We start from the raw sequence: 24,083 nt of genomic DNA, 5'->3' as shown, positions 1-24,083 counted from the left end.
ATAACGGTTAATTTCATGAGATGTCACCTGCCTGGAGAATCCAGCCCGTGTCCAACGTCAGCACATGAATACAATAACGGAGAACGATAATGAGCCAAGACTTTAAAAAATGTCCGGTCACCCACCTCACCACCGATGCCGGTGCTCCGGTGGTCGATAACCAGAACAGTATGACCGCCGGTGCCCGCGGTCCATTACTTACCCAAGATTTATGGCTCAATGAAAAACTGGCGAACTTTGTTCGTGAAGTGATTCCTGAGCGTCGTATGCACGCCAAAGGTTCAGGTGCATTCGGAACCTTTACCGTGACTCACGACATTACCCAATATACCCGCGCCAAAATTTTCTCTGAAGTCGGCAAGAAAACCGAAATGTTTGCCCGCTTCTCGACGGTGGCCGGTGAGCGCGGTGCTGCCGATGCCGAACGTGATATTCGCGGTTTTGCACTAAAATTCTATACCGAAGAAGGCAACTGGGATTTAGTCGGTAACAACACACCGGTGTTCTTCTTCCGTGACCCGCGCCAGTTCCCGGACCTGAACAAAGCGGTAAAACGTGATCCAAAAACCAACGTCCGTTCTGCTAACAACAACTGGGATTTCTGGACCCTGTTACCAGAAGCGCTGCATCAGGTGACCATTGTCATGTCAGACCGCGGTATTCCAGATGGTTATCGTCATATGCATGGTTTTGGCAGCCACACCTACAGCTTCATTAATGCCAACAATGAACGTTTCTGGGTCAAATTCCATTTCCGTACCCAGCAGGGCATTAAAAACCTGACCGATGCCGAAGCCGCAGCACTGATTGGCCAGGATCGTGAAAGCAGCCAAAATGACCTGTTTAATGCAATTGAACGTGGCGATTTCCCGAAATGGACCCTATTCGTGCAGATCATGCCGGAAACCGAAGCGGAAACCGTGCCTTATCATCCGTTTGACCTGACCAAAGTCTGGCCAAAAGGTGATTATCCATTAATTGAAGTCGGTGAGTTTGAACTGAACCGTAACCCAGAAAACTATTTCCAGGATGTGGAACAGGCCGCTTTTGCACCAAGTACTCTGGTGCCGGGGATCAGCTATTCACCAGACCGTATGCTGCAAGCGCGTTTAATTAACTATGCCGATGCCGCACGTTATCGCGTGGGGGTAAACCATTCCCAGATTCCGGTAAACGCAGCCCGTTGTCCGGTCCACTCTAACCGCCGTGATGGTCAGGGCCGTATGGATGGCAACTATGGCGGCTTGCCACACTATGAGCCAAACAGCTTCCAGCAATGGCAGGAACAGCCACAGTACCGTGAACCACCACTGAAAATCCGTGGCGATGCCGATTTCTGGGATTATCGTCAAGATGACAGCGATTACTTTAGCCAGCCGCGTGCCCTGTTCAACCTGATGAATCCTGAACAGAAACAGGCGCTGTTTGACAATACTGCGCGTGCCATGGGCGATGCCTATGACTTTATCAAGTACCGTCATATCCGTAACTGCTTTATGTGTGACCCGGCCTACGGCGAAGGTGTAGCCCAAGCCTTGGGGATGACCGTGGCAGATGCTCAGGCCGCTCGAGCCACCGACCCTGCGCTGGGTCAGCCAGGCGTGCTCTAAGCCTCTACACAGAGAGTTCAAGCCATAAAAAAACCACCTTCGGGTGGTTTTTTGTTGCAGGATTTAAACTTAAACAATCAGCTTCTTGCCTTCGCGAATGCAATAAAACGGATTCATCAGTTTTGAGGATTTACGCATGGCATTTTGCAAATCGACTTCCGGCTGTTCACGGCCTTCATCGGTGAGCTGGAAGGTACGGTAATGAATGGCCAGCGAACATTTGGAATGCAGGTCTTTATGCGCCTGAAAAGCATCTTCCGGATTCATGTGCATATAGCGCATCAGGTCCCGTGGCTCATAGGCACCAATCGGTAATAGTGCAATCCGCGGTGCGCCAATACGGGCATGGATTTCCTTAAAATGCGAGGAATAACCGGTATCTCCGGCAAAGAAGCAGTGATCTTCACCATGCAGAATCGAGAAGCCACCCCAGAGGGCACTGTTCTGGTCGCGCATACCACGGCCTGAACCATGCTGCGCCGGAATATAGACCAGTTTTAATTCATTAAATAGCGCCGATTGCCACCAGTCCATTTCCACCACATGAAAGTTTTTTGGCAAATACCAGCTGTTGCCCAGTCCGGTATAAATTGGCATGGCAAAACGGGCATGTAACCAGCGCAGGGTGGCCAGATCCATGTGGTCATAATGGTTATGGCTCAACAGCACCGCATGAATGGTCGGTAACTCTTCCAGGGCAATTCCAGCCGGGCAAATCCGTTTCGGACCTCTGCCCTGCTGCGGTCCGGCATATTCACACCAGACCGGATCGGTCAGGAAATTATAGGGGCCAATCTGAATCAGAACGGTAGCATGCCCTACAAACCAGATCTGCCAGTCATCCAGGCTGGCATTCGGACGTTCCTGCGGAATCGGACGCTTGCCTTCAGCGGGCTGCTCTGGTGTGTTTTCTGCGGTCCAGCTATTGCGTTTACGCTGTAACAGCCATTTCAGCAAATCACTGCGGCTACGCCCTTCGGGTGCCGGCACCGGATTGAAAAACTGGGCACCGTTATAATGCCGGGAAGGTAAAAACTGCAAAGCAGGCTGACGCCAGGCGTGTGACCAACATGTTTCGGTTGGTAGCTGAAAATGCTTAGGTTCCGCGTTTTGATTCATGTCAGTCCGATAAAAATTGAAGCACGTAGAGCAAATCCTGTGATTTATTAAGTCTTCATTACACAGGACAGCAAGTGCCGATGCAATATGCATAGTATCCAAAATTGTGGAATATTTTGTTTTATGTTTTTGTTGTTTTTAGCAAAAGCCAAAACAGCAGGAAGCGCATGGCTTCCTGTGCTGTCACCATTTAGAAAAATACTGACGCTGCCAGTCTTTCCAGAAATACATCACAATGCCCAGCATCACCACCGCAATCCCGGCCACCGCATGTGCACTGATATGCTCATGATTCAGGGTCGCTCCGAGTACCAGTGCAATAATCGGGGTCATCACATTGCTTAAAGAGACAGTGGACGCAGCCAGACGGCGAATCAGCCAGAAATAACACAGCATCGCCACAATCGAAGACATGATCATGGTAAACAAAAAGCCAATCATGGTTTGCATGCCCGGCCATTCGGTTGGCATATGTGACCAGATGAATGGCAACATCAGCATTGAACCCAGTGCCGAGACCAGCAAGGAACCGGTGGCCTGTGACATCGGACTCAGTGGTGCATTAATCTGCTTGACCCAGAAAATCGAGCTGATATACGACACCATGCTAATTAACATCAGCACAATCCCAATCGGGTTGATCTTGCTGTCTGCCGAGTCGGCAAAGACATAACTCAGCCCGGCCACCGCCACCGCCATGCCCAGCCATTGCAACGCCACCAGTTTCTGGGTTTTTAAAATCACATGGCCAATTAAACCGGCAATAAGCGGGGAAAAACCAAAAATCAGCGCCATTAAACCCGAAGTCAGGTAATTGGCTGCCAGATAAATAAACAGCTGCGCACCAATCAGGTTCAGGCTGCCCGCCACATAACTTTTGAGTGAGGTTTCATCCAGCGGCAACGGATCACGCATCAGTTTCAGTAAAAACAGCGCAATCAGCGAAGCCCCGAAATAGCGGATAATCAGCACCCACATGGGATGGACTTCTTCCACACTCCACACAATCGCCAGCGGCGTGGTGGCCCAGATCAGCACCAGCAAGGCATAGATACTGGCGGTAACGATCATGGGAGATGAGTTTGAACTCATAGACAACTCAACTAAATTTGAAAACCATAAAATGAAGGCATCTTTATTCAAACCCATCTTGAAATAATGAGGATGACGACCTGAATGTCACCACGGAACGAAGAGAGACGCCCAAACAATGAAAAGAGTTTTGCACTGCAAACTCAAAAATAAATTTTGAGGATTCTTATCAGCTTTAAAAAGTAAGACCTACCGACACAAAGTCATGTACAAATCACCATGCACATTGTGCTCATGTCTCGACATTAAAATAAAACAGCCATAAAAAAGCAGACCAAAGTTACCCAAGGTCTGCCCTGCCGTATCGCCGGATTATTTTACCAGCTTACGAAGATCCTGACTCAGATCGAGATATTTGTCAGTCTCAAAAGCCGCCTGTTTGCTGATCAGCTTTTTCAGGTGACGCATGTCTTTGGCTGCATTCACGGTAATCCCGCCAACGATCACGCCATCGGTGACACCAAACAATACGAATGATGATTCAGCACGCAGTTCAGGTTTAATCTCGCCACGCACATGCCATTCAGCCGCTGCCATATCACCAACAAACTGATAGTTGATGTCCAGCTGATCGGTCCAGAACCAGGCCGGGTTTGCCACTGGATGTTCAACGCCCATCACGTGACGCGCGAAGATACCCGCTTGCAGGTTGGCATTTTCCCAGGTTTCAACGCGGCGGTGGTTACCACAGTCACGCAGTTGCGTGGCCACGTCACCCGCTGCATAAATATCCGGATTTGAAGTCTGGCAATTTTCATTGACCTTAACCGCAAAGTCCGCATCCAGACCGGCTTCAACGGCCAGCTGTGCATTCGGGATAATCCCGATGCCATAGACCACAGCATCTGCACGCAGCTCTTCACCGCCTTCCAGTGTTACCACAATTTCTTCGCCATCCAGCTTGCATTCTGCAATCTGGGTCGACAGGCGTACATCAACACCGGCCAGTTGTTGCTGCTGCAGCAGGAACTCGCTCAGGATGCGTGGTGATGAACGACCCATCACCATTGGACCCATTTCAATCACGGTCACTTCACATTCTTTAAAACGTGCGCTTGATGCAAGCTCCAGACCGATCACACCACCACCAATCAGGATGATACGGCGGCCCGGCTGTAATACCGGCACCAGCGCTTGTGAATCTTCCAGGTTACGCAGGGTGTACACGTGTTTACCCAGCGCATCGAAGTTGGGTAAACGACGCGCTGCACCACCGGTGGCCAGCAGTAACTTGTCATAAGCAACGACATCACCGTTTTGCAGTTCAACCGTTTTTGCCTCGGCATTGATTTTGGCCACACCGTTACCACGGATGGTTTCAACGCCCAGTTCCGCCAGTTTTTCTTCTGACAGAATTTCGATTTTGGTTTCGGCTGGTTTGAGAATCACATCTTTAGACAAAGGCGGACGCTCATACGGCAAATGGGTTTCATCCCCGATCAGGGTGATTTTGCCTTCGTATTTGTTGCCACGTAATTCCAGAATTGCGCTGGCACCGGCCTGACCTGCACCGACAATCACGATGCTGTTTACATTGCTCATTCAGTTAACCTTTTAATTCTGCAGAAACGATACCGAAACCGGCAATCCACTCGCTGATTTCTTCATAGCAGTGGGTGGTCATGTCATATTCGCCCAGCTCATGCAATGCAGCAAATGCCGCCATCCATGAACGGACTTCCTGACCGCCACGGCCGCCATCACGACGGATTTCCACTTCAGTCATGGCTTCCAGTGCTGCGAAATCTGCCTGCTTGAATTTCTCCAGCAAAGCAATATCCCATTCCGCATTCAGCGGGACTGCCACAGAAGTATCCCCCGCGGCCAGCTTCTGACCCACGGCAATAATTTTTGCCTGACGGGCTTCACGGGCTTCCGGGGTCGGGTTACGACCGGCAATCAGGAATTCTTCCACTTCTGGTGGTACCGAACCCATTTGCGGGGTTGGTGGATCGTGAGACAGACCGCCCGTACCCAGAACCAGTACGCGTTCGTTTTCAAGATTCAGTGACTTGATAAACTGACCGACCGCACGACCTAAAGCGATGGTACGTTTGGTGGTTGGCATTGGTGCAGCTGCACCATTAATGAAAACTGGAATAGTAGGATAACGATCGAGCTGACCACCACACAGGAAATGTAATGGCTGGGTCACACCGTGGTCGGCCTGCATACGATACGAATAGGCCACATCCACGCCTTCATCGAGGACACGGCGAACCAGATTGAGTGCAGTTTCTTCAGGCACATCAATCTTGTTGTTGTCTTTACCGTAGTCCCAGTCACCTGCTGCAGTGGCACGAATACCCACACAGAAACTTGGCATCAGGTCATAGAAGAAACCATTGAAATGGTCTGGACCAAAGGTAATGATCAGGGTTGGATCGTAGGCTTTGACTTCCGCAGACAGTTTTTCAAACGCCTGACGAACAGCTTGTTCTTTGCGTTGTTCTTGCGGAGTGGCAAACTCCATTAAAGGACTGTGCGATGCACAAATAAGTTTAACGGCCATGTGTGACTCCTAAACGGAAGGCAGCCAAAAGGCTGCCGGGTTAGTCCATTATGTTTTAAGGCGTGAATTACTCGTCAAAGAAACCGGCACGTGGTTGACGTAAACCACGAATGCCCAAGCCACATTCCGCGTTAATCAGCACGCCGGTCAGTGGACGGTTGTTTTGACGTGAAGCCAGCAGCACATATGAACCGGTCATATCTTCTGGTTCTGGCAAGAAGTTCAGTGGCATACCACGGGCAATTTTCTCAGGATCACGTGCATCGAGCAGGCCAACATTTTCCTGACCGAGTGATGCCGCGCCTTTGATATTCACATTCATGGCAGACGGTGCCACGGCATTGACACGAACTTTTGGCGCTAATTCATAGGCCAGTTCTTTCATGATGCCTACACCGGCATGTTTGGATGCGGTATAAACAGGACCACCGCCCGATGAATACAGCGCAGAGTTTGATAAAGTGAAGATAATTGAACCTTCAGACTTGATCAGTTCGTCTAGCGCTGCTTTGGCACCCAGGATCAGCGACTTGGTATTAATGCCCATGATTTCATCAAAGGCTTTATCTAGTTGCTCACCCGAGGTGTTAACGATATCGGCATAGTGATCCCAGATACCGGCATTACCCACAAAACAGTCAAGCTTGCCAAAACGCTCAACGGTCGCTTGAACAGCACGGACATTGTCTTCATAGTTGGCAACATCACCAGCGATTGCAAGAATTCGGTCACCGAAGTGTTCCTGTAAAGCATCAACTTTAGACTGAGAACGCTGAAGAACGGCCACCTGTGCTCCTTCTTCCAAAAAACGCTCAACCAAAGCCCAGCCTAAACCTGAACCACCACCAGTGATGAGTGCAACTTCGCCTTTTAGCCAACCCATGATTACTCTCCTGCCATCTCTACGTATAACGCGCCATCTTCAACAATCACTGGGAATGTCTGGATTGGATCTGTTGCTGGCAAGCATAGTGCTTGACCAGTTTTCAAACAGAAACGTGCAGAGTGCAGCGGACATTCAACTGTACCGTCGTCTTCCAGATAACCTTCAGACATCGATGCATTACCATGTGAACAGCGATCATTCATTGCGAAGAATTCACCGCCATTGTTGAATACTGCCAGCGCATCGATACCGTTTACGCCGCAGTCCACTTTCAATGCTTCGCCTTCGTCAAGCTCGTCAACTTGGCAAACAAAAATCTTATTCATTAGAAGAACACACTCAGGTTATGTGAGTTATAGGTAACTTGGTCAAGCGTGATCTTACGGTTGAAGATCTGGAAGCCTAAGCCGCCTTCAACTTTACGGATCTTGTCATGACGCTTACCACAGTAAATCGTAACGTCTTTCTCTTTTTGGGTACGGTACAGTAAATAAGTCACGTACACATCGTATTCGCCTTCTACTTCAGACGCTTCAACAATCACGTTAGACACCATGTGAGTCGTACGTGATGGAGGCTCTTCTGCCCAGGCCATACCGGTTTCAAGACGGGCAACACGACGTTCCAACAGATCTTTCGTATCGTTGAACACCCAAGTCGTCGGTGGTTCAACCGAACGACGACGGTCACGGGTTTGTGCGTTTGGTGTGGTACGTAGCGTATAAGAAATATCTTCAGCTAGCGTGTCTAACCACTCGCGGAATTTCCAGTCATCAAGAAGCTTGGCTTCTTGATACAGGAACTGACTGATCTGGTGATGAAGTTCTAAGCTGATTTGACTCATTTCATAAGCTCCTTCTCGTATTCGTCAGCCGCTTTTTCAACGTCTTCCCATTTTTCATGGATCAATAAATCTGCCCAGCGACGGTACATACCGCGTGCTGCAGTTTCAGAGAAAATGTAGTTGGTGATGCCCGGGATACCATCTTCACGTACTTTCTCGTTGCCTTTACCCATCTCAACGATCAATTTGTTTTGACGTGCTTTATAACCACGTAAAACTTTCTGAATCTCGATCCAGTTCTCAGAGTCATCTTGCTCCAGGAAGCCGGCAGGACCGAATGCACGCGTTGCAGAGCGTTCAAACGCTTCTTTCACTTCTTGAGACGCTTCAGCATCGGCAATACAGAATGCCCAAACTTCAGTTTTGTTTGGACCACGTGGGTGCCATACGCGAAGTGTTGCAGTACCGTTCAACCAAGACAGTGTCGGGAACATGGTGTTGTGACCTGCAAGACGCAGCGCACGCACTTCACCTAAACGCTCTTTTACTTCTTCATACGTTTCGCGGAAGTAGTTGGCCACTTCACCGTCAACCCAAACGTTTGCATCTGGTTTCTCTGTGAAGAAGAAGCCTGAACCGTGACCACGTGAACCGTATTGCAGTGCATCTTTTGCAGTTTCCCAAACTGGACGAGCCGTTTGAGCAGCACCTAATTTCTTGGTTGATTCGTCGTCTGGTTTCGCGCCAAGTACCTGAATCGCAGATGCGTGAGAGAACAGGGCGTGGTATTGGTCAGATGCAAACTGTTCAGCTGCAAATTTCCAGTTACACTCGATTTCCCACTTGTGTACACCACCGATGATTTCAGTACCACCTGGACGACGGTCTACAACGCCATCAAGATACCAAGCGATATCACCCATGTATTCTTCTAGATCTGGTGTAGTTTCATCCCAGCAGCCGAATACCAGGCCTTTGTAAGACTTCACACGGTTTACTTCAACCAGACCCCATTGCTCTTTACATGCACCATGCGGGTAAGCACGATCTTCAAGCGGGATGTCTTTTAAAGAACCGTCAATACCGTAAGACCAGCCGTGGTATGGGCAAGTGAACGCACGGGTATTACCACAGTCTGCGAAGCTTACGCGCATAGAACGGTGACGGCATTGGTTTAAGAATGCTTTGATCGAGCCATCTTTTTGACGTGCCACAATGATCGGATCTTCACCCATATAGGTATTGAAGAAGTCGCCCGCCTTAGGAATTTGGCTTTCATGGCAAAGGAATAACCAGGTACGACCAAATACACGTTCAAGTTCTAACTCGTAGATATCTGGATCAGTATAGATAGATGGCGTAATACGTCCATTTTGTGCATCGACTAAAGCGTCGATTTCGCGCACATCAATTTTTCCACTCATTGAAAGCTCTCCTGTGACCGACACAACGGCACAAAATAAATAGACTCAACTTTGCATGGATAATGATTTTTTAGCGGGGTTTAGTGAAATATTTTTTTTGTTTTAATTAAGATATTTTATCAATTACTTATCGCTTATTTCTCTTTATTAAAGCATTAATAAAATTTGAAAGCCTATTTATTTCCTAAATGGCAGAATAATCTTCACCTAATAGTTGATTATAGACTATACTCTTAAGACATGATAGTTAGACATTTTTTGAATTAATCTTTTGGAATGGGTTTATGGAATTACGTCACCTTCGCTATTTCATTACCGTGGCTGAAGAACTGAACTTCAGTAAGGCTGCCTTGAAGCTCTACACAGCCCAGCCTTCTTTAAGTCAACAGATTAAAGACCTCGAAGAAGACGTTGGCGTAAAACTGTTACACCGGACCAAACGTAAGGTCGAACTGACAGAAGAAGGCGCAGTGTTTCTGGAACAGGCGCGCTTGACCCTGGCGCAGGCCGACAAAGCCGTGGCTATGGCGCGTCAGGTGTCCCAGGCCAAACAGCAGATGCTACGCATTGGCTTTGTACCGGTCGCGGAAATGAAGATTTTCCCGTATGTGTTGCCGAATCTGCGCGTACAGAACCCCGATCTGAAAATTGAATTGCTCAGTATGAACAACAATGATCAGATGAAAGCCATTAAAAAAGGTGAACTGGACATCACCTTTACCCGTCACAACTTTAACAGTGATGAAATTGAAAGCCAGTTCGTGCTGCGCGAACCGCTGATTTTCATTTTGCCAAAAGACCATCCGCTGGCCAAATACGAACGTATTCCGGTCAAAGCTCTTAATGGCATTGATTTTATTATTCCGGCCGCAGAGCAGTCGCAGAATCTGCACGACATGATTCTAAACTTTGCCAAGACCAATGGCATTGAATTTAACATTGTGCAAAAAGCCGACAACATCCTGTTCAATATCAACTCGATTGGCATGGGCTTGGGTTGTACCATTTTGCCGGGCTACATTGCCCCGCTGACCATGAACAACACCATCATCCGTCCGCTGGATATCGAACTGCCTTATCTGGACCTGTATGTCAGTTACCGCAAAAACAGCAACTCGCCATCGGTCGACAAGTTTATGGAACTGCTGACCCGGGTGTTTTACCTGGATATTAACCGCGATTAAGCCACGCTTTGGCTGACTGCCTGTAAGCATCATTATTTCGAGACTAAATAATGGTGCTTTTTTTATGGCCAATTTGCCGACTTTTTAATCAGATTAGACTTAAGTCGCAGGCTTTTTTGCACCATTTTTTATCATTTTTGCACTTTTACGACTTTTTCTCTGCTAGCCGCGCAGATTTATTTTCAGCCGTAAACTACAACTTAAGTCTAATAAGCTAGACTACAGTGAAGTGCCGCTATGTTCTGCCCCTGAAGCAGGATGCTAGGCATGCTTTTATCTGTCATGGGCCAGATCAAAGGAATAAGAATGATAAAAACACCGTTTAGCCATATTAAAACCGGGATGCAGTCTCATCCTTATTTTTTATCAGTTTTCTGATCACCACGGTGCTGTACGGTATTTTTCAGTGCTTGAGCCCGTGGACCTGGTCGACCTGCCTGCTCATCAGCTGGAATATTGCCGTGTCCGGCTATCTGCTCTTTACCCTGCTGAATTTCTGGCACAGTGATCATCAGCATATTCTGCAACGCGCCCAGCAGCAAGATGCCAGTAAATGGCTGATTCTGTTACTGCTGTTTCTCACCCTGGTGATGTGTTTTATTGCGATTATTGTCGAGATCAATTTATTTGCCCAAACCGACTTTGCCCGCATGGGGCATTTTCTGCTGGCGATTACCACTATTTTATGTGCCTGGCTGTTTATGCATACCATTTTTGCGATTCACTATGCGCATGACTATTATCTGGCGCTGCAACAGCATCAGGCAGGTGGTCTGGAGTTTCCGAAAACCCCTTATCCGACCTATCCGGATTTTCTCTATTTTAGTTATGTGATTGGCACGTCGGCACAAACCGCCGATGTCACCATCAGCTCACGCGCGATGCGTATCCTGAATACGCTGCATATTGTGCTGGCCTATATGTTTAACACCACCATTCTGGCGATTTGTATTAATCTGGTGGCCAGCTTTATTCAACACTAAACCGGTTGAGCCAGAAATTCCGCCCATAAAAAAAGGATGGCCTGTCACCATCCTTTTTTCGCTTTTATCACCGACTTATTTTACGCCGTGCGCCGCCAGGTAGTTTTTAATAACTGTGTTGAACTCATCGGCTTTTTCAACTTGTGACCAGTGCCCACACTGGCTGAAGATGTGTGCATCTGCATTTGGCACCACATTCAGAATGTCCCAGGTACGGGATACTGGAATCACCACGTCTTGAGTACCATGAATCAGAAGTACAGGTACGGTGATGTCTTTCATTTTTTCGAAGTCTAACGGGAATTCGAAACGGTCACGGTCACGCGCACCCACCACGTCCATTAAACGGTCAGATGCATAGTCATTTGCAGCCGAGTCAAAACGGACTTTCACCAGTTCGTCTGTAATCAGGTCTTTGTTCACCACGAACATAGACAGTGTCTTACGGATCCCTTCTTCAGTCAGTACTGGGTTCGCGTGCGCTTTCAGTGCCGCAGTTTGCTTGGCACCACCGGTACCCATAGACACGATACCCAGAACGCGCTCTGGATAATCCAGTGCCAATTGAAATGCCAACCAGCCACCTAAAGAGTTACCCACCAACCAGGTTTTCTCGATACCTAAAGCATCTAAGGTACGGATTGCGTGATCAACCCAGGCACGGATCCCATATTGGGTACCCGGTGCAACAACGGTTTGACCATAACCAATGGTATCAATCGCGATACAACGTGCCTGTTCACCAATTTGTGGCAGGTTTAACCACCAGTTGGCTGCTGCAGATACACCCGTACCTGAACCGTGCAAGAACAGAATTGGCGTACCTTCACCAATTTCATGGTAGTGGGTGAGTTCGCCTTCTGCGGTTTCAATCCATTTATCTTCTAAGCCAAAGAATGAATCTGTTGTATAGTCAGGGATTTGGACAGTGCTCATACTTACTCCTCATACAGTCTTTAGCTTGCGTTTCCCTCAATCTTGGAAGGTCTGGACGTCAAGTGACTCGTTGAACATGCGTTTTCTATAGGCTTATATTAACCGCTCCTGCGCTTTCAACTGATACAAAATTACGATTTTAAACTACAAAAAAACGATTATTTAAGCCATTGTTTTTAAACATTTTAGTTAATTTTAAATCCTTATTTTTATTAGGACTTTCATCTGTTTTTATATAAAAAAGAGCAGCTGGAGGTGCAGCTGCTCTTTGATCTTGACCAATTAGAATGTATAGGTATAGGTCGTCGCGATACGGTGTTCTTCTAGATCGTTACCACCTGAGATATTGTCATAGTTGGTATCAATAAACATGTAGTTGAAACCTAAACCTTTTAGCTTACCTTCTGGTACCACATAGTTCACAATCAGGTTGTTTTCATTTTCTTTGCCACGCGGTTCGCCTGCACCATTATCGACATCCCAACCACGGAAATGACGTGCAGTTGCGGTTAAACCTGGTACACCCACATCAGCAAAGTTATAGGTATAACCCAAGCTCCATGATTTTTCATCTTTACGGATAAAGCTTGCCACCGACCAGTTGTCTAGATAAGGCTGTGGTACCCAACCACCCAATGTCGGGAACATTGGTGCTTTGTTACCATGCTCTCCAAACATTTGCTGGTAGCCTAATTGTACTGTGTGCATACCATGGTTGATTTTTGCACCTGCAGACACGGCCTGGCTGTCAATCTTGCCATACAGCTGGTCACCCGATTCGCTGTTGTCAAAATAACGTACATGGGTGTCTAACTTGGTGTTTTCAGCCAAGGTCGTTTTATAGTTTACAGCGGCATAGTGTTGTTGGTAGATGTTGGTGACATCGGCATACCAGTAACTACCACCCACTTTTGGGGTGAATTGATGATCAATCCCGGCAATATACATACCGTCATCTGTACTGACTGCTGTCGCAAAGTTGTTTTGCGGAAATAAGCTCAGGTCATGATATTGATTTTCATAACGTGCATTAATGCCATCTAAATATGCCAAGGTCAGTTTAGTATCTTTAATGTCCTTAGACTCTAACCAGGCACCACTATAAGTAGTCAGTAATTGGCGAGATGGATCAAAGAATACCACTGGTGACATTGGTAATAGATCACCAACCTTCAACTCAGTTTCAGATACCTTAACTTTTAAGGTTGCACCAACTTTACCAAAATGATCTTTAGATTCTTTGCCATCGTGAGGTAACACCCAATCCGGATTTTGATCACGGCCGTTGAGTTTAACTGCATGTTGAACCAGTACATCTGCTCCAATTTGCACGCCACCACCAATATCGTGATAACCCGACTTGGCATCCAAAGTTACCGCCTGTGACCATGAACCAAAGTTCAATTCTGGTTTATCTTGATACTGACGATCTAAATAGAAATTTTTAAATTTAAGTTGAACATTGCTGTCATCAATAAAATCTGCATATGTAGCAGAAGTTCCTAAAGTTGCTGTCGCAGCAAGCATTGCTATCCATAATTTTTGACGACGCATGGTAAGTTTTCCCATTCAGCAGATAAAAACAATGCCGTCATCATGCGTAAGCATAATCAAATAGAAAATCCGACCACAGTATTAAACATTTATCGGTTTGGGCATTTTTTTGATTTCACAGCGCTTTTTTTATTTTTTTAAGATATTTCAGCAATCATTTCCCTGCTAAATACTCTCCACCCTGTAAATATAAACCCCTGTTATTCATATTATTTTTCACTGTATTTTTTATTTATTCTGAGTTTTTAGGCTTTATTTATTGGTTTTAACATTAACACTTTAACTAATAGCTTTTAACTATCAGTATTATTTATAAAAAATTTAATATTTAAAACAATTCAGCTTTTCCCCTAATTTAAATCCCTTAGCTTTCCATTCCCCCTTCTCCATCCTTTTAAAATAAATCTCGGCTGATCATTTAAAAGACTTTTTATATAAAAATAAGATGCGTTTTAAATACATTGATCTGTGTGATTTTAAATCCGGATTTATTTTTAAAGTGTGATATTAAGCAACTCAATCACACCAATAAAAAAAGCACCCCAAATATATTGGAGTGCTTTGCTTAAGCCAGTTTTAAAATTAAAACTTAAGCTTGCATTTCACGTGCTTTAGACATAGTAAGCGCCAGGTCTTCAATCATGTCTTCCTGACCACCGACTGTACCACGGCGACCCAGTTCCATCAGGATTTCACGCGCAGACACGCCATATTTCGCTTCAGCGCGTTTTGCAAACAACAGGAATGAAGAGTAAACACCCGCATAACCTAAAGTTGCCGCATCACGGTCTGCACGAATTGGGTTGTGCATCATTGGAATCACAAGGTCTTCAGCAACGTCTTGTACTTTGAACAGGTCAACGCCTGTATCCATACCCATACGGTTCGCTACAGCAATGAACAATTCCAGCGGTGTGTTACCCGCACCCGCACCAAGACCTGCAGAGGCCAAGTCCACACGTACTGCACCTGCTTCAACCGCAGCAACCGTATTTGATACACCCATACCTAAGTTGTGGTGACCGTGGAAACCGAGTTCGATGCTTGGGTCCAAATGTTGACGTAAATGTCCTACACGATCAATCACATCTTGAGGAAGCATATAACCCGCAGAATCCGTCACATAGATACAGTTTGCACCGTAAGACACCATCTTTTTCGCTTCTTCTAGCAATTTTTCAGGTGAAGCCATGTGCGCTAACATCAAGAAGCCCACTGTATCCATTTCTAATTTACGTGCAGCGGTAATGTGCTGTTCCGAACAATCCGCTTCAGTACAGTGTGTTGCAACACGAATAGTCGATACACCAATTTCATGTGCCATTTTCAAATGATCAACCGTACCAATACCCGGTAAAAGCAATGCAGAAACTTTGGCATTCTTCATACGTGGCACAACAGCAGACAAGTATTCTTCGTCAGTTGCTGCCGCAAAACCGTAGTTAACCGATGAACCACCAAGACCGTCACCGTGTGTTACTTCAATTAAAGGTACGCCTGCATCATCAAGTGCTGTTGAAATCGCAATCATTTGCTCAACAGTGGTTTGATGGCGCTGCGGGTGCATACCATCACGTAAAGTCATATCATGAACAATAATCTTAGACATGAGGTTGCTCCTTAAGCTTCAGCAGTGTTGAAAACGTGTTCTGCAAACATTTCTGCAGTACGTGCAGCTGCCGCAGTCATAATATCCAGGTTACCCGCATATTTCGGCAGGAAGTCACCTAAACCTTCTACTTCAAGGAAGATAGAAACACGGTTACCGTCAAAAATAGGACCGTTTACCAGTTTGTAACCTGGCACATATTTTTGAACTTCTTTGATCATCGCGTGAACAGATTCAGTAATCGCAGCTTGATCCGGCTCGCCTTCAACTAGACAGTGAACAGTGTCACGCATCATTAGTGGTGGCTCAGCAGGGTTAATGATGATGATTGCTTTACCTTGTTTCGCACCGCCAACTTTCTCAATTGCGCCTGCAGTCGTACGGGTAAATTCATCAATGTTTTTACGCGTACCAGGACCAACTGACTTCGTTGATACAGTTGCAATGATTTCGCCGTATTCAACCGGTTGAACGCGAGACACTGCAGCAACCATCGGAATTGTTGCCTGACCGCCACACGTTACCATGTTAACGTTTGGCACTTCGCCCGCTTGTAGCAAGGCTTCAAGGTTTACAGGTGGTACGCAGAAAGGACCAATTGCCGCAGGGGTTAAGTCAATCATCAGCACACCAAGTTCATTTAACTTGCGGCTGTTTTCTGCATGCACATACGCAGAAGTCGCATCAAAAGCAATTTTGATGTCATCTTCGATTACGTGAGGAAGAAGACCATCCACACCTTCTGCTGTGGTTTTTAAACCCATTTTTGCAGCACGTGCCAAACCTTCAGAAGTTGGGTCAATCCCCACCATCCATACTGGTTCCAACCATTCACTGCGTTGCAATTTATAAAGCAAATCCGTACCAATATTACCCGGACCGATCATTGCACATTTAATCTTTTTCATGCATGTACTCTCTTAGAATCTCGATTTATTCCGCAGCAAACGTAGCTGTTACTGAACCAAAGCCTTCAATTTCAACTTTGAATTCTTCACCCGGATGCGCAACAACCATTGGGCCTAAAGCACCTGTTAAGATGATGTCGCCTTTTAACAATGGACGACCACGGCGTACCATTTCATCGGCCAACCACACCGCAGCATTGAGCGGGTTTGCCAAACATGCTTTACCCACGCCTTGAGAAACAACTTCTTCACCACGTGTCATGACCATTTTGCAGTTCACCAAGTCTAGATTTTCTAACTTGACGGGTTGTGAACCTAAAACAAACGCAGCAGAAGATGCGTTATCTGCCACGGTATCAATCAAACTGATTTTCCAGTTTTCAATACGGCTATCGACCACTTCAATGGCAGGCAAGGCATATTCAGTCGCACTGATAATGTCTGCATAGGTATGTTTTTCTTTGGTCAGGTCTTGGTTAATCACCAACGCTATTTCTGCTTCTACTTTAGGCTGAATCAGCAAACCTGCAGGAATTGCTTCACCATCGCCATAAGCCATATCGGCAAACAACATGCCAAAGTCAGGCTGATCTACACCCAGTTGTGCTTGAACCACTTTAGAGGTCAAACCAATTTTACGCCCCACCAAACGACGGCCTTCTTTTAAGGCACGTTCGGTATTCACTTCTTGAACGGCATAGGCAATATCTACGTCAGCACTTTCACCACCAAGCTCTGGGCGGATTGGCGCGATCGCAGTTTGAGAGAGTTCGGCAGTACGTAATGCTTGCGCAACTGATTCAACAACAGCAGAATTCGACATCAATGTTTCCTTAAACTGCAAAAATTGGGCTTATACCCCGAGGTGTTGGAAAGGTGATAAAAGAAGAAAAGGCACCATGACCCTGATCTTGACCGTCAGCGTGATAAGCTGTCCATCTCAGAGGTATGTATAAACTGATTTAGCATCTGAAAAATGGCGTTTTTATGCCAATACTTATTTTCTTTTTTTCAATAGCTATTAGCTATTAGTCTGTTTTTGTAAAAATCAATCAAAACAGCTGCCTGCGGGCTTTACTATTATTTTCCGAGTAGATGACTCGACTATTTGTAGCAATCTTAAAATGTCTTAATCCTTACTTTAGACTAAAAGCTAAGCATTTCCTGTCAGCACAATATATTCAATAAAAAAGGGCAACTTGCTTGCTGCCAAACTGCCCTTTTTGTTGTGCTGTAATTTAGCCTGCCCGACGCAAACGGTACTGTTGCAATAAAAATGCATGCAAACTCGGTACGTCATGTGCAATAGTCAAAGGCTGATAACGCTGCAATACCTCTACACTATGCACGCCATAGCTCACACCCACACGTGGCATGGCAATATTCTGCGCCATTTCCAAATCATAAGAGGTATCACCCACCATAACAGCCTGCTCGACCTGCACCTGAGTACTGCTTAAAATTTCCTGCAACATTAAAGGGTCAGGTTTAGATTTGGTTTCACTGGCTGCACGTGTTGCCACAAATAAATCCTGACTTTTGGTTTGAGCCAATACACGGTCTAAACCCTTACGGCTTTTACCTGTTGCCACGGCCAGTTTCAAACCTAAGCCTGACAATTCATCTAGCATTTCTGCCACACCATCAAACCAAACATCAGTTTTTGAGTGTTTCACATAGTGTTCTGAATAGCACTGCAAAATATCCTGATGCAGTTCAGGCACCTGTGGAAACAGGCGCTGCGCCACTTCTGGCAAACCCAAACCAATAATACTTTTGGCAGCAGCATCGGTCAGTGGCTGCTGAAATTGTTGTGCTGCAAACTGCAAACTCGCCACAATTTGACCGACGGAATTAAATAACGTGCCATCCCAATCAAAAATGATGAGTTCTACAGGTTTGTTCATATTAGGTTCCTAGATTTGATTCGGCTTTAAAATTCCCTCGCTTTACCTTAACTCAAAAGGATAAATGATCAAGAATCAGCACATATATCACAACAAATATTCGATACGCGAAGGGAGACATGAATGTCGCCGTTTCGCTGTGGCACAGGGATGTTCCATCAGCGAAACAAAAGATTTTTGTTACTTTTCATCTTTGAAAAGTAAGGCATAACCTATACAACAAGAATTTAAATTAAAAACTATAAAATGTGGCTGTGAATTACCCCTGAAAGCCCAATCTCCGTCTTGAGAAACAATGTTCCTCATCTTTAAAAAGAAGGGAACTGCTATTACACAATTGAGAATGACAAAAATTAAAACTCAGGTGGTGCTGTCGGCTTATCCGCCTTTTGCGCTCTAAGCTGTGCCACTAGACTCTGCATATCTTCAGGTAGAGGGGCTTCAATCACAGGATAGCCTGGAATTTCCAAACGCATAGCATGTAAGCACAAACGACGTGGTGCAGGACCACGGTATTCAGTTTGATGACCGTATTTATCATCACCCACCAAAGGATGTCCAATACTTAAACCATGCACACGAATTTGATGGGTACGCCCAGACAGTGGCGATGCATACACCAAACTGGCATGCATAAAACGCTCTGCGACCTTCCACAGGGTTTTGGATTCTTTACCCTCTTTAGATACACGCACTCGACGTTCACCATTGGCCAATTCATAACGATGCAACGGTGCGTCAATCAATTGCTGATCTAAACTCACCTGCCCTTTAACAATGGCCGCATAAGTTTTTTGAATTTTATGTTCGCGCAATAAGTCCTGCAGCGTTTTTAAGGTGCTACGCTTTTTAGATACCATCACCAAACCCGAAGTATCACGGTCAATACGGTGAATCAGCTCCAAATATTTTTTACCTGTGGCGGCACGTAAACCCTCAATCAAACCATAAGCGACACCACTACCGCCATGCACCGCAATGCCCGAAGGCTTATTCACCACCATCAAGCCTTCATCTTCATAAATCACACGGCTTAATAAGCTTTGTGCGACCTTATCTGAAATAGGCGCAGCACTGTCGTCTTTTTGCTCATAACGAATAGGCGCTACACGAATTTGATCGCCGATATTGAGTTTGGTTTCTGCTTTAATACGCTTTTTATTGACCCGTACCTGCCCTTCGCGAATCAAACGATAGATGCGACTTTTAGGCACCCCTTTTAAACGACTAAACAAAAAATTATCGATGCGTTGACCCGCTTGATGCTCATCCACTTCAAACCAAGTGACACTTTGCCATTGTTGGGTAGAATTCATACAGTTAAGTGACCTAATAAAATACTAAAATTGATTAAAAACTGATCATTTAGGCTATGCTTTACACAAGAAACATAAGCTTAGCCCATAGGCAGATGATGCAAGGTTTGATATAGTCAGCGCACGGAAACCATCGTAAGTGGGTAAAAGTTGGGTCATTTCGGTTTTTACTGAAGTTGATTATTCAATCAAACACTCCACTAAACACGTAAAGGTCCCAAAAGAATTATGCCGACGCCGAAGGCTTATTATATCGGCAAAACTGCAAACTGTTGCGTTTAATTGTACTTAAGGTACATAAATCAGTTTGCCTGAAAAAATATGTCGCCAACCTCAAGTTGGTTTTTAAACGTAAACTGATACACATCAGACTAGTCGTTCCCTGATGTCGCATTCAGGCTACAGCGTTGATACATTGGATCTGCACAAATTGTAAAGATACGACGATAATTCCGTATCAAGACACTCGACTAAAAGAAGGGATGATCTTTGAGCAATGTGACAGTGAAAGTTACTCACATCCAATGTACCGCTCGTCCGCCAGTGAAACGACCAGGTGACTTTAATCGTTTAAAGATTGAAGCCGTATTGACATCATCAATACGTGAATCATCCACCGAAACCCGATTATCAGGCCGGTAGAGAAACGTTCAGACCGCTGTATTTGAGATCTGAACCATGATCCGTGATGTTTGATGCTCGCTACGTATAGAGCGATGTTTTGCTGTGTATCACTATAAGGTGTTACACCCATGAAACGTATGTTGATTAATGCAACACATGCTGAAGAAATTCGCGTTGCACTTGTCACTGGTCAGCGTCTTTACGATTTTGATTTAGAAAATCGTACCCGTGAACAAAAAAAATCAAATATCTATAAAGGTCATGTGACTCGCGTAGAGCCATCTTTAGAAGCTGTATTTGTTGAGTATGGTGCCGGTCGTCAAGGTTTCCTGTCGATGCGCGAAATTGCCAACTCTTACTACAAGGCCGATCCTCGTCAAACTTCAAATATTCGCGAACTGATTACTGAAGGCACCGAACTGCTGGTTCAGGTAGAAAAAGAAGAGCGCGGCAACAAAGGTGCTGCCCTGTCGACCTTTATTTCACTGGCGGGCCGTTACCTGGTCCTGATGCCAAACAACCCGAAAGGGGGTGGTATCAGCCGTCAGATTTCCGGTTCAGTGCGTGAAGAACTGAAAGAAATGCTGGCCTCTTTAAACGTGCCACGCGGTATGAGCGTGATTGTACGTACTGCCGGTATTGGTCGTTCTCAAGAAGAATTACAACTTGATTTACAGCATCTGCTAGATCTGTGGGCGCAAATTCAAAGCACCTCAAGTTCTGGTCCATCGCCAATGCTGGTGCATCAGGAAGCCGGTGTCGTCACGCGTGCCATTCGTGACTACCTGCGTGATGATGTGGCTGAAATCCTGATTGACTCAGAACAGGCCTATAACGAAGCTTATAACTTCGTAAAAGCGGTGATGCCACGTCAGCTCGACAAGTTAAAAACCTATACCCTAAATGAACCACTGTTCGCGCATTTCGGTATCGAAAGCCAGATTCAAACCGCCTATGAACGCGAAGTCAAACTGCCTTCAGGTGGTTCAATCGTGATTGACCAAACCGAAGCATTGGTGTCAATCGACATTAACTCGGCAAAATCAACTCGTGGTCAGGACGTTGAAGATACCGCACTAAACACCAACCTGGAAGCTGCTGAAGAAATTGCACGCCAGTTACGTTTACGTGACATCGGTGGTCTGGTAGTAATCGACTTTATCGACATGACCAAAGACCGTAACCAGCGTATGGTGGAAGCCAAGCTGCGTGAAGCAACGCAAAGCGACCGCGCGCGTATCCAGTTTGGTCAATTGTCACGCTTTGGTTTAATGGAGATGAGCCGTCAGCGCTTACGTCCATCTTTAGAAGAAGCGACCGGTTATGTTTGCCCACGTTGTCATGGTACCGGCATGGTACGTGACTTACGTTCTCTCTCACTGTCGATTATGCGTAAAGTGGAAGAGATTGCGCTACGTGAGCGTCATGGTGAAGTTCAGGTTGAAGTACCGGTTGAAATTGCAGCATTCTTATTGAATGAAAAGCGTCACAGCCTGGTTTACCTTGAACAAACCTCAAATGTACGTGTAACGGTATTGCCGCACCCGCATTTAGAAACCCCACATTACGAAATCTCTTACAATCCGGAAGGCTTTGCCCCAACCAGCTATGAACGCACAGCAGCCACCCGCTTAAGCGAACAGGAACTAGGTTATGAAGCCTCTGAATGGCATTTAGAAGAAGAACAGCACGCTCAGCATGCAGCTGCGCCTGCAGCACCGCAAAAGGAACAGAAGCGTCCAGCCAAAGCTCAAGCCGCTGCGCCTGCACAAGTGGCCCCTGCTGCCGCTGCACCAAGTGCTAGCCCATGTGCATGGTTAGAAAACCTGTTTGTGCAAAAACAGGCCAACACGGTTGATCAGTCACGTAGCGCCAACAATGCGGCTGCAGCGATTGAGCAAATGGTCAATAATGGCGCAGTTAGCCGTGGCCAGTTCGGTCAGATTGCAGCTGCGGCGCCTGTGGCTGCACCAGCAGCAACCAGCAATGCTTATCTTGCCCCATCAACTGTGACCAAGCATGAGCGTGATCACGCTGAAAAACCGGCTGAACGTGAAGAAAAATCATCACGTCACAACAACAAAAAGCGCAGCAAGCATAAAGAGCCGCGCGAGCAAAACAGCCAGAATGACAACAGCCCAGCACAGCATCAGGTACACGAAGAAGTGGTGCAGCTGTCACGTCAGGAGCAACGTCAGGAAGCGCGTGAAAACAAACGCAACTCCCGCCGTCAGCACAACAACAATGAACAGACGCAAAACGAAGCGCAACAGCAAGATGCTGTGCCACGTCGTGACCGTCGTAACCAGCAACGTCCAGAGCGTCCAAATCGCCACCGCGATGCCAGCGTGCTGAATGACACGGCTGCACCGGCAGCAGCTACAGCAGCACCAGCCGCTGAAGCACAAGGCCTGAAAGTGGACCTGGTGGATGCACCACGTCAGGACGTGATGCCAACTGCTCTGGTGGTGAATGTTGATGCTGCACAAAGTGAAATTGTCGCGCTAAACCAGAACACAGCCGCTGCACCTGCAGCAACTGCTGAACTTCCGGTTGCGACCAGCACTGAAGCAGTAGAAGAAGCACCAGTACCAAAAGAAGAAGTGGCACCTGCGGCAATTGTGGCTGAAGAGCACAAATCGCAACCGGTGAAACGCGCCAGCAACGATCCGCGTCAGCGTCGTCGCCAGCAACGTGAAGGTCGTGCGCAACAAAACCAGCCGCCAAAGCTGTCACCATCTCAGGTTCCAGCCTTGCAGCAGTACACGGTAGGCAGCCTGATCCGTCATGTGTATGGTGAAGATTGCTCGGTACTGATTGAGCAGTTTGGTTTAATCCCAACCTTTAACCGCGCCCTGCAAAAGTTCACTGAACAATATGCAGCCAGCCTGGTCGCTCAAGCACCTGCGGCAGAAAGCCAAAAGCAGCCTGTGACCCGTGATGTTGAAGTCAGCAAAGCTGAGCCAGAAGCAGAACCTGCTCCTGTGCTGGACCTGACTCCACCAGCGCCAGTCAAACGTGTGGCCAATGATCCGCGTGAGCGTCGTCGTTTAGCCAAACTTGCTGCCGAACAGGCGCTGGAACAGGCCAAACAGGCCCATGCCGACGAAGCAGAAAAAGCACCCGCTAACGATGCACCAGCAGAAACTGCGGCGGACGCTCAAGCAGCTGAAGCAACAGAAGCCACTGCTGCAAGCAGCACAGCAGCACCTGTAGAAGCGACTGCCGAGCCAGCAGCAACTGAAGCAGCACCAGCGGCTGAAACCACTGCGACTGAAACTGAAGTGGCGACTGAAGAAAGCGCTGCAGCCGAAGCACCGGCTAAAGAAACAGCGAAAGCTGAAGCAGCGCAACCAGTACAGGCTGAACTGCCAGTTGATGCAGCAGATGCCAGCGAAGCACCGGCAAATGCAGAAGCTGAAGCTCCAGAAGCCGCAGCAGACAAGGCCGAGAAAGAAAAACCGGCACGTCCGCGTCGTCCACGTGGCCGTCCACCAAAGAAAGCCAATACCTCAACTGAGTCATAATTTGCTTTTTTGCAGGTGAATAAAAAAATCCAGTCATTTCGGTGGCTGGATTTTTTTTGTTAATTTGTCAGATTAGGTTGATTACACTACAACGAAACGATTAAAACC

At 46.6% G+C, this 24,083-nt stretch carries 18 protein-coding genes and 1 pseudogene; 4 read left to right on the top strand and 15 right to left on the bottom strand.

Going from position 1 to position 24,083, the window contains the following annotated elements; all coding sequences use genetic code 11:
• Positions 1-89: 89 nt before the first annotated feature.
• A complete protein-coding gene (locus tag FTU67_RS07810; RefSeq protein ID WP_005182013.1) occupies positions 90-1,610 on the top strand; it encodes a catalase in 1,521 nt (506 codons plus the stop codon).
• A gap of 69 nt (positions 1,611-1,679) precedes the next feature.
• Here FTU67_RS07810 and FTU67_RS07805 read toward each other — a convergent pair whose 3' ends face one another.
• The 8 genes from FTU67_RS07805 to hcaE form a co-directional block, all read right to left on the bottom strand.
• Positions 1,680-2,729 (bottom strand): MBL fold metallo-hydrolase, encoded by a 1,050-nt coding sequence (locus FTU67_RS07805; protein ID WP_005182011.1) that lies wholly within the window; start codon positions 2,727-2,729, stop codon positions 1,680-1,682.
• A 183-nt stretch (positions 2,730-2,912) separates the two neighbouring features.
• Positions 2,913-3,821, bottom strand: coding sequence for a DMT family transporter (locus tag FTU67_RS07800; RefSeq protein WP_016659599.1), 909 nt, complete (start codon positions 3,819-3,821; stop codon positions 2,913-2,915).
• Positions 3,822-4,133: 312 nt separating this feature from the next.
• Complete coding sequence (gene hcaD, locus FTU67_RS07795; protein WP_180061615.1) at positions 4,134-5,363, bottom strand: 3-phenylpropionate/cinnamic acid dioxygenase ferredoxin--NAD(+) reductase subunit; 1,230 nt, start codon at positions 5,361-5,363, stop codon at positions 4,134-4,136.
• A 4-nt stretch (positions 5,364-5,367) separates the two neighbouring features.
• Positions 5,368-6,333 carry a 3-carboxyethylcatechol 2,3-dioxygenase gene (locus FTU67_RS07790; RefSeq protein WP_180006773.1) on the bottom strand — a complete coding sequence of 322 codons (966 nt, stop codon included), beginning with the start codon at positions 6,331-6,333 and terminating at the stop codon, positions 5,368-5,370.
• A gap of 67 nt (positions 6,334-6,400) precedes the next feature.
• Positions 6,401-7,216, bottom strand: coding sequence for a 3-phenylpropionate-dihydrodiol/cinnamic acid-dihydrodiol dehydrogenase (hcaB, locus tag FTU67_RS07785; protein ID WP_005182001.1), 816 nt, complete (start codon positions 7,214-7,216; stop codon positions 6,401-6,403).
• Positions 7,217-7,218: 2 nt separating this feature from the next.
• Positions 7,219-7,545: a 3-phenylpropionate/cinnamic acid dioxygenase ferredoxin subunit gene (hcaC, locus tag FTU67_RS07780; RefSeq protein WP_005181999.1), complete on the bottom strand. Its 327-nt coding sequence runs from the start codon at positions 7,543-7,545 to the stop codon at positions 7,219-7,221.
• On the bottom strand, positions 7,545-8,063 hold the full coding sequence (gene hcaF, locus FTU67_RS07775; protein WP_005181997.1) for a 3-phenylpropionate/cinnamic acid dioxygenase subunit beta: 519 nt from the start codon (positions 8,061-8,063) through the stop codon (positions 7,545-7,547). The genes hcaC and hcaF overlap by 1 nt, the downstream gene beginning before the upstream one ends.
• Entirely contained in the window at positions 8,060-9,427 is a 1,368-nt protein-coding gene (gene hcaE / locus FTU67_RS07770) for a 3-phenylpropionate/cinnamic acid dioxygenase subunit alpha (protein ID WP_005181982.1), read from the bottom strand. The genes hcaF and hcaE overlap by 4 nt, the downstream gene beginning before the upstream one ends.
• Positions 9,428-9,711: 284 nt before the next feature.
• On the opposite strand from hcaE, the gene hcaR reads away from it, so the two are divergent.
• Both hcaR and FTU67_RS07760 read left to right on the top strand, forming a co-directional pair.
• Positions 9,712-10,611 (top strand): DNA-binding transcriptional regulator HcaR, encoded by a 900-nt coding sequence (gene hcaR, locus FTU67_RS07765; protein ID WP_005181980.1) that lies wholly within the window; start codon positions 9,712-9,714, stop codon positions 10,609-10,611.
• Positions 10,612-10,917: 306 nt separating this feature from the next.
• Positions 10,918-11,594 (top strand): annotated as a pseudogene (locus FTU67_RS07760) (DUF1345 domain-containing protein).
• A 75-nt stretch (positions 11,595-11,669) separates the two neighbouring features.
• Here the strand turns inward: FTU67_RS07760 and FTU67_RS07755 are convergent.
• The 7 genes from FTU67_RS07755 to FTU67_RS07725 all read right to left on the bottom strand — a co-directional run bounded on the left by FTU67_RS07755 (position 11,670) and on the right by FTU67_RS07725 (position 19,824).
• Positions 11,670-12,530: an alpha/beta fold hydrolase gene (locus FTU67_RS07755; protein ID WP_005181976.1), complete on the bottom strand. Its 861-nt coding sequence runs from the start codon at positions 12,528-12,530 to the stop codon at positions 11,670-11,672.
• Between the two features lie 282 nt (positions 12,531-12,812).
• Positions 12,813-14,084 (bottom strand): OprD family outer membrane porin, encoded by a 1,272-nt coding sequence (locus FTU67_RS07750; protein WP_005181973.1) that lies wholly within the window; start codon positions 14,082-14,084, stop codon positions 12,813-12,815.
• A 589-nt stretch (positions 14,085-14,673) separates the two neighbouring features.
• Complete coding sequence (dmpG, locus tag FTU67_RS07745) at positions 14,674-15,693, bottom strand: 4-hydroxy-2-oxovalerate aldolase (protein WP_160232107.1); 1,020 nt, start codon at positions 15,691-15,693, stop codon at positions 14,674-14,676.
• Positions 15,694-15,704: 11 nt separating this feature from the next.
• Positions 15,705-16,601, bottom strand: coding sequence for an acetaldehyde dehydrogenase (acetylating) (locus tag FTU67_RS07740; protein ID WP_180006772.1), 897 nt, complete (start codon positions 16,599-16,601; stop codon positions 15,705-15,707).
• A 25-nt stretch (positions 16,602-16,626) separates the two neighbouring features.
• The gene (locus tag FTU67_RS07735) at positions 16,627-17,424 is read right to left on the bottom strand and encodes a 2-keto-4-pentenoate hydratase (RefSeq protein WP_180006771.1); all 798 of its coding nucleotides are present in this window, start codon (positions 17,422-17,424) and stop codon (positions 16,627-16,629) included.
• 415 nt (positions 17,425-17,839) lie between these two features.
• Complete coding sequence (locus tag FTU67_RS07730) at positions 17,840-18,508, bottom strand: HAD-IA family hydrolase (protein WP_179988473.1); 669 nt, start codon at positions 18,506-18,508, stop codon at positions 17,840-17,842.
• A 353-nt stretch (positions 18,509-18,861) separates the two neighbouring features.
• Complete coding sequence (locus tag FTU67_RS07725) at positions 18,862-19,824, bottom strand: RluA family pseudouridine synthase (protein ID WP_168417529.1); 963 nt, start codon at positions 19,822-19,824, stop codon at positions 18,862-18,864.
• 752 nt (positions 19,825-20,576) lie between these two features.
• Between FTU67_RS07725 and FTU67_RS07720 the strand changes: the two genes are divergently transcribed.
• Positions 20,577-23,975, top strand: coding sequence for an Rne/Rng family ribonuclease (locus FTU67_RS07720; RefSeq protein WP_180006770.1), 3,399 nt, complete (start codon positions 20,577-20,579; stop codon positions 23,973-23,975).
• The last annotated feature ends 108 nt before the right edge of the window (positions 23,976-24,083 follow it).

It is taken from the genome of Acinetobacter sp. YH12132, assembly GCF_013418645.1.
GTDB classification, from domain to species: Bacteria; Pseudomonadota; Gammaproteobacteria; order Pseudomonadales; family Moraxellaceae; genus Acinetobacter; species Acinetobacter indicus.
The sequence above is the reverse complement of the archived record's forward strand: the minus strand, read 5'-3'. Positions and strand labels throughout refer to the sequence as shown.